This window comes from Candidatus Desulfatibia sp., from assembly GCF_036446775.1.
Lineage (GTDB): Bacteria > Desulfobacterota > Desulfobacteria > Desulfobacterales > UBA11574 > Desulfatibia_A.
In genome coordinates this window covers 1-6023 of sequence record NZ_JAZFTO010000005.1, presented here as the reverse complement: position 1 = coordinate 6023, position 6023 = coordinate 1, and the positions used below count along the sequence as shown (strand labels likewise).

At 47.6% G+C, this 6023-nt stretch carries 7 protein-coding genes; 3 read left to right on the top strand and 4 right to left on the bottom strand.

Going from position 1 to position 6023, the window contains the following annotated elements:
- The first annotated feature begins 169 nt into the window (after positions 1 to 169).
- The 3 genes from ftcD (at position 170) to V3S16_RS00235 (ending at position 3291) form a co-directional block, all read left to right on the top strand.
- A complete protein-coding gene (ftcD, locus tag V3S16_RS00245) occupies positions 170 to 1066 on the top strand; it encodes a glutamate formimidoyltransferase (RefSeq protein ID WP_413882662.1) in 897 nt (298 codons plus the stop codon).
- 333 nt (positions 1067 to 1399) lie between these two features.
- The gene (gene hutI, locus V3S16_RS00240; protein WP_413882661.1) at positions 1400 to 2680 is read left to right on the top strand and encodes an imidazolonepropionase; all 1281 of its coding nucleotides are present in this window, start codon (positions 1400 to 1402) and stop codon (positions 2678 to 2680) included.
- Complete coding sequence (locus V3S16_RS00235; RefSeq protein ID WP_413882660.1) at positions 2674 to 3291, top strand: cyclodeaminase/cyclohydrolase family protein; 618 nt, start codon at positions 2674 to 2676, stop codon at positions 3289 to 3291. The genes hutI and V3S16_RS00235 overlap by 7 nt, the downstream gene beginning before the upstream one ends.
- A gap of 28 nt (positions 3292 to 3319) precedes the next feature.
- Here V3S16_RS00235 and V3S16_RS00230 read toward each other — a convergent pair whose 3' ends face one another.
- From V3S16_RS00230 to rsmI, 4 genes are all read right to left on the bottom strand, one after another.
- Entirely contained in the window at positions 3320 to 3595 is a 276-nt protein-coding gene (locus V3S16_RS00230) for a hypothetical protein (protein WP_413882659.1), read from the bottom strand.
- On the bottom strand, positions 3592 to 4290 hold the full coding sequence (locus V3S16_RS00225) for a WbqC family protein (RefSeq protein ID WP_413882658.1): 699 nt from the start codon (positions 4288 to 4290) through the stop codon (positions 3592 to 3594). The genes V3S16_RS00230 and V3S16_RS00225 overlap by 4 nt, the downstream gene beginning before the upstream one ends.
- A 40-nt stretch (positions 4291 to 4330) precedes the next feature.
- Positions 4331 to 4942, bottom strand: coding sequence for a 4'-phosphopantetheinyl transferase family protein (locus tag V3S16_RS00220; protein WP_413882657.1), 612 nt, complete (start codon positions 4940 to 4942; stop codon positions 4331 to 4333).
- 240 nt (positions 4943 to 5182) lie between these two features.
- Positions 5183 to 6023 (bottom strand): 16S rRNA (cytidine(1402)-2'-O)-methyltransferase (gene rsmI, locus V3S16_RS00215; protein WP_413882656.1); only part of this gene is annotated, 841 nt, incomplete at its 5' end.

Below are 6023 nucleotides of genomic sequence, written 5' to 3'. Positions count from 1 at the left end.
AGTTGAATCCAATGCGTATATTTTAATAGCAGAGGGTTGATCTCCTTGATAACGGCCGTCGCGCTCTCCGAGGCGTAGGCTCATGTCTCTACGAGCCGGAGGCCAGGGCGGGCTTGAACGTTGAACCGCTCAACCTAGGTTGTAGATAAGGGAGCAAATAATGTCCGGCATGGAAAAAATTTTAGAGTGTGTACCGAATTTTAGTGAGGGGCGCAATTTAGACACCGTTGAAAAAATAGTGGACTCGTTTCGCGGAAAAGACGGGGTTAAATTATTGGACTATCAAACTGACAAAGATCATAATCGGATGGTCGTCACCGTCGTCGGAGAGCCTGAGGCTCTGAAAAAGACCGTTATCGAAGCTGTAGGCACTGCCGTCCGGCTAATTGATATGAGAACTCACCAGGGGCAACACCCCAGGATGGGTGCCGTCGATGTGATTCCGTTTATCCCGATTAGGAATCTGAGTATGGCCGACGCCGTGGATGTTTCCAAACAGGTAGCAAAAAAAGTTGCTGGAAAATATGCGCTGCCGGTTTTTTTATATGCAGAAGCGGCCATACATCCGGAAAGGTACAATCTGGCGAATATCAGAAAAGGTGAGTTTGAAAAAATGGCTGAAAAAATCCGACGTCCCGCCTGGAAACCGGATTTTGGGGATGCTGAAATTCATCCAACCGCAGGGGTTACGGCTATTGGTGCCAGAATGCCGCTGGTGGCGTTTAATGTAAATTTGGATACAGACAACCTGAATATTGCCGATCAAATCGCAAAACGTGTGCGACACACCGGCGGAGGGCTGCGATATTGCAAAGGCATCGGCATCGAACTAAAAGACAGGGGCCTTGTACAGGTTTCAATGAACATGACCGATTTTACTAAAACCGCACTTTACAGGGCAATGGAACTTATCAGAATCGAAGCCGGACGGCATGGTGTCAATGTCGTCGGCAGCGAAATTGTCGGACTAGTTCCCATGGAGGCGCTCATTGATTCGGCCGCATACTACTTGGGGCTGGAAGACTTTTCCATGGAGCAGGTACTGGAGGCCCGGATTATGGAGTAATAGGCGGGTTGCGAGTTGCGGGCTACGGGTTGCGTGGTTCTGGTTTTTAATGTTGTATGGAAGTGTTGTGGTCGGAAAGGCTTCTTGATACTGGATACTTGTTTCTGGATGCTGGTAAAAATATTGAATTCTATCATCTTATAAAAAAGGTAGAGCGAGCCGACTTCGCTTTAGCAGCTCACGGCTACGACGGCTGAAAGCTATTCCGATATCCAGCATCCAGTATCCAGTATCCAGTATCCAGCACCCAGTATCCAGTATCCAGCACCCAGTATCTGTCATTTCTTGAGGTTCAGTATATTGTATGAAAAAATATGATTTATAAGGAACATCATGCCAGGGAACATCATAATTAAAAATGCTCACCAACTGGTCACTTGCAGCGGCTTTGAGGCCAAAAAGGGCAAAGCCATGTCGGAGCTGGATATTATCGACGACGGTGCCGTTGTGATCCAAAACGGCGTAATAACAGCAGTGGGGAAAACGGCAGACATATGGCCTCAAGTGGAAGCGTCCGGGCATGCTATTTCAGAATTTGATGTTTTGGATGCCCGGGGAAAAGCGGTCTTGCCTGGATTTGTTGATTCCCATACGCATTTTGTGTTCGGGGGTTACCGGGCGGAAGAATTTTCCTGGAGGCTAAGCGGCGCAAGTTACATGGAAATAATGCAACGAGGCGGGGGAATTTTAAATACCGTCAAAGCTACCAGAGCAACCTCAAAGGAAGAGTTGATTGAAAGTGGTAAAAAGCGGTTGGATTCCATGCTGTCCTTCGGCGTGACAACCGTAGAAGGCAAAAGCGGTTATGGTTTGGATCGAGATACGGAAATTAAGCAGTTGAAGGTGATGGCCGCTTTAGACAACGTCCATTCCGTGGATATCGTCCCGACATTTCTGGGTGCCCATGCCGTCCCCGCGGGGTATCAGGGAAGAGAAGATGCGTTCATCGACTATCTGATTTCAGAGGTCATGCCGGATGTTGCGGCCAGAAATCTGGCAGAATTCTGTGATATTTTTTGCGAGCAAAATGTGTTTTCAGTTAAGCAGTCCAGGCGCCTGCTGCAAGCGGCCAAGGCACTGGGATTAAAACTAAAAATTCATGCCGATGAAATAGTGTCACTCGGCGGTGCTGAACTGGCAGCGGAGCTGGGTGCTGTTTCTGCCGACCACCTGCTCCAGACCTCTGATAAAGGTATCGCAAACATGGCCAAAGCCGGCGTTGTGGCCACACTGCTTCCGGGCACGGCGTTCAGTCTGAAAGAACCGTATGCGAGAGGCCGATACATGATTGACCATAATTGTGCGGTGGCCCTGGCAACCGATTTCAATCCGGGAAGTTGTTTTACAGAATCGATACCCCTGGTTTTTGCGCTGGCAACACTTTATATGAACCTGACAGTTGAGGAAGCTATTACAGCGTTAACCCTAAATGGGGCTGCGGCAATCGATCGGGCAGACACCATCGGGAGTATCGATGTCGGTAAAAGCGGAGATGTTATCATCCTGGAATTTCCTACGTATCATTACATTCCCTATCATATCGGGGTCAGCACCGTGGAGAAAGTAGTAAAGCAAGGAAAACTCGTATTCGATAAGGAACCCGAAAAATGTTAAAAAATTTAAGCATAACTGAGTTCCTAGAAAAGACCGCGTCAAGTTCTCCGGTTCCCGGCGGCGGCAGCGTGGCTGCTTTAGCTGCCGCGCTGGCGGCGAGCCTTGCGGAAATGGTGGCAAACCTGACGATAGGCAAAAAGGGCTTTGAAGATGTGGACCGGGAAATGAAAGCGATTGCAAAAAAAACCCGCAACTATCGTGACAAATTGGTACAGGATATCGATAAAGATGCAGATTCCTACAAGGCAGTTGTGGCTGCTTATGGAATGGCAAAAGCAACCGACGAAGAAAAGCTAAAAAGAACAACAGCGATTCAGGAGGCGCTAAAGCAGGCGGCCTTAGTGCCTCTAAAAGTGGCCGGTGATGCCGCCGACTTGCTTGAGTTGTCTGGAAAAGTAGCGAAAAAGGGAAACAAAAATGCAATTACCGATGCTGCCGTAGGCGTTATGATGGCGCGCACGGCCGTTCTGGCCGCATTATACAATGTCAAAACCAATTTAAATTCCATCAAGGACCCTTCCTTTGTGGATTCGATTTCAAAAGACGTAAATGCTCTGGAAGAAAGGATTTTGCAAAGAGAAAAAGAACTGCTTTCAGAAATAGATTTGTAAATAAACTCTAAAATAATTGAAGTTTAAGTTAGATGAATCGTTTCGCCGGGTTGCGGTACAAATGCCGAAAAACCCTCGTTTTCCAAAAAGTTTGCAAATGCGAGCGACTGGTCTTCTTCTCCGTGGACAGCGCAATGTTGGTAATCGTTTGCGGGTCAAAAGGCAGCAACCTGTTCTTTTCAGCTGCCTCCTGGCGACGACCCTGAAACATGCCGCAATCCAGCAGGATTCTATCTGTCCCTGTTGATATCAGATGCATTGAGCCGGTAACTTCCCGTACAGCGCCATAAAATGTTATCTTCATGCAATTCCTCCGCCGGCAGTAATGATCTCATGAGCCTTTGGTCCGCAGTTGAAAACCAGGTCTAGTGCCGAAAGATTAGGGATAAAACTCCCCCAGAGTTGAGGATAGATTATGGCCGGGGGTTTAAAGTCTGCAAGCTTGATTTTCGCGTCCCGGAATAGATCCGGATTAAGATATTTTTGGGCCGGGCTCTGGGCCAGATAACGGGATGCTCCCTGAGCGCGGCATATGTCGATAAGCAGTTGATCCCCGCGGGCCTGAATCCCCAACTCCGACAACAAGACAACCTTGGTGTCTATCTTTAAATGCCTTATCAGGTAGCGGATAATCTCTAAGTTTAAGTCGATAAGTTTTTCAAATTTTTTTGAAAACAATTTTTCAAGAAAATTTATATGGTCCGCAAAATAGGGGGCGTTCGCGTAAGCATTTTTAAAGCTGGCCAGATGTTTGCGCGCCCAATGGCCTTCATGATAAATCCTGACCGCATTAATGTTTTGAAGTCCCAACCCTTTCTTTTTGACCGGTATCGTCATCCATAGAGTGCCCTGGTCGTTTTTGAAGCGATTTCTGGTTATCCAGGTAGTCCCCCGGGGGAATTGAACCTCGTCCAAAAGGACCAGAACGTCGGAAAGGTGAGCTTTGTAAAAAAAACCAGGAAAAGGAGCAAAATACGGCTGATTGGCGGATACGATCATAACCTAAAACTTAAAACCTAAAACGGATGAATTCGACTTTTTACGAATTCATCATAATTGTCCACTGAATTTCACATCCGTTTTTGACAATGGAGGCAATATGGCCGTCGAAAAACGTGTGTTCGACCTGCCACAACTTCCCATCATAGTTTACGACCAGATTGTTATCTTCGACAACCTTTACAATGCGGCATTTCGAAAGGTCCCGAATGCCGATACCGGCAGCTTTCAGCACACATTCCTTTGACGTCCAGTAACGAAAAAAAAGGGTGAATCGATCCGTATCGGCCAGGCTCCATTCGCTGTCATCGGCCGTTTTTTTGAATAGCGCTTCTGAACAGGAACGGATTTTCTCGATATCGATCCCGATTCTGCCGGCAGCCACAACACCACCGACATATTGGGGCTTATGCGTCAGCGACCAGTAATTTCCATTAACAGGTAATGGCGCACCCTTTTCATCCTTTTGTAGATCAATTAAAGCAATGCCGCTTTTTTGGGCTGATATTTCAAGCGCCCGCCTGGCATGGCGGCTTAAACCAGCTACCTTCTCCCTGCCGCTCAACTGCCGGTCCTTTTCCGGCACTGCGAGTATGACCGGATAGATTATTCGATTTCGGATTTCGGATTTCGGATTTCGGATCAGACTCATTGTAACTCTATGCCTTGATGCACAGTTTCGTAAATATTGTTATGTATTCTATTTGCAACTATAGTTGGTTTATCTCGCCCTGCCTGCCCCGTTAAACTTTGAGTTGTTTAACCGGGGTCAGCAATCCAGATTAAAGCTCTGTGCCCTCAGTGGGCTCTGTGAGAGATTAAAATACGCAGTTATATTAGTACTGATTAGATGTCACCGAATTTACGAATTGGTGCACTTAGTCCCTGCCCCCTATTTCTTGGTTTTTATCTTCAGCGCCTCTGCGTATACTTTGTTTTTGGAAACACCGTATTTTACTGCGATTGTTTTTGCCAGATCGGACAGGCTGCCTTCCGTGGTTTCAATCGTTTTGATAATTTCGCTTCGAATCGTTTCCAGAGAAACATCCGGGGTTTCTTGCCGCCCTGTAACGATTAAGGTACATTCGCCTTTTACAGTTGCGCGCTCCTTCAGGCGACGGTGTATTTCAGACATATTTCCCCTGATAAATTCTTCGTGCAGCTTAGTCATCTCGCGGCACAGAACACCATAACGGTCACCCATAGTCGAAATTATTTCCTGCAGAAAGGTCATAATACGACGGGGAGATTCATAAAAGATGACGGTGCGGGGCACATGGGCAAGCTGTGCTAACTGTTTAAGACGTTTGGCCTTTTTCCTGGCCGCAAACCCGATAAAAACAAAGGAGTCGGTCGGCAGTCCGGCAACGCTGAGTGCGCTTACGGCCGCCGAAACACCCGGTATGGGAATTACGTTTATACCGCTTGCAATGGCGGCATTTACCAGCCGGTAACCGGGATCGGATACGGACGGCGTTCCGGCATCGGATACCAGCGCCACCGCAGATCCCGCTTTAAGTCGATTAAGAAGATCCGGCGTACGCTCGGCTTCATTGTGTTCGTGATAGGCGACAAGATGACCTTTAATTTTGTGACGGGCCAGTAATTTGCCGGTATGCCGGGTATCTTCTGCTGCGATAAGATCGACCCGGCCAAGGACATTAAGAGCCCTTAGGGTAATATCCTCCATGTTTCCGATGGGAGTGGCAACAACGTAAAGAGCACCCGTTTTA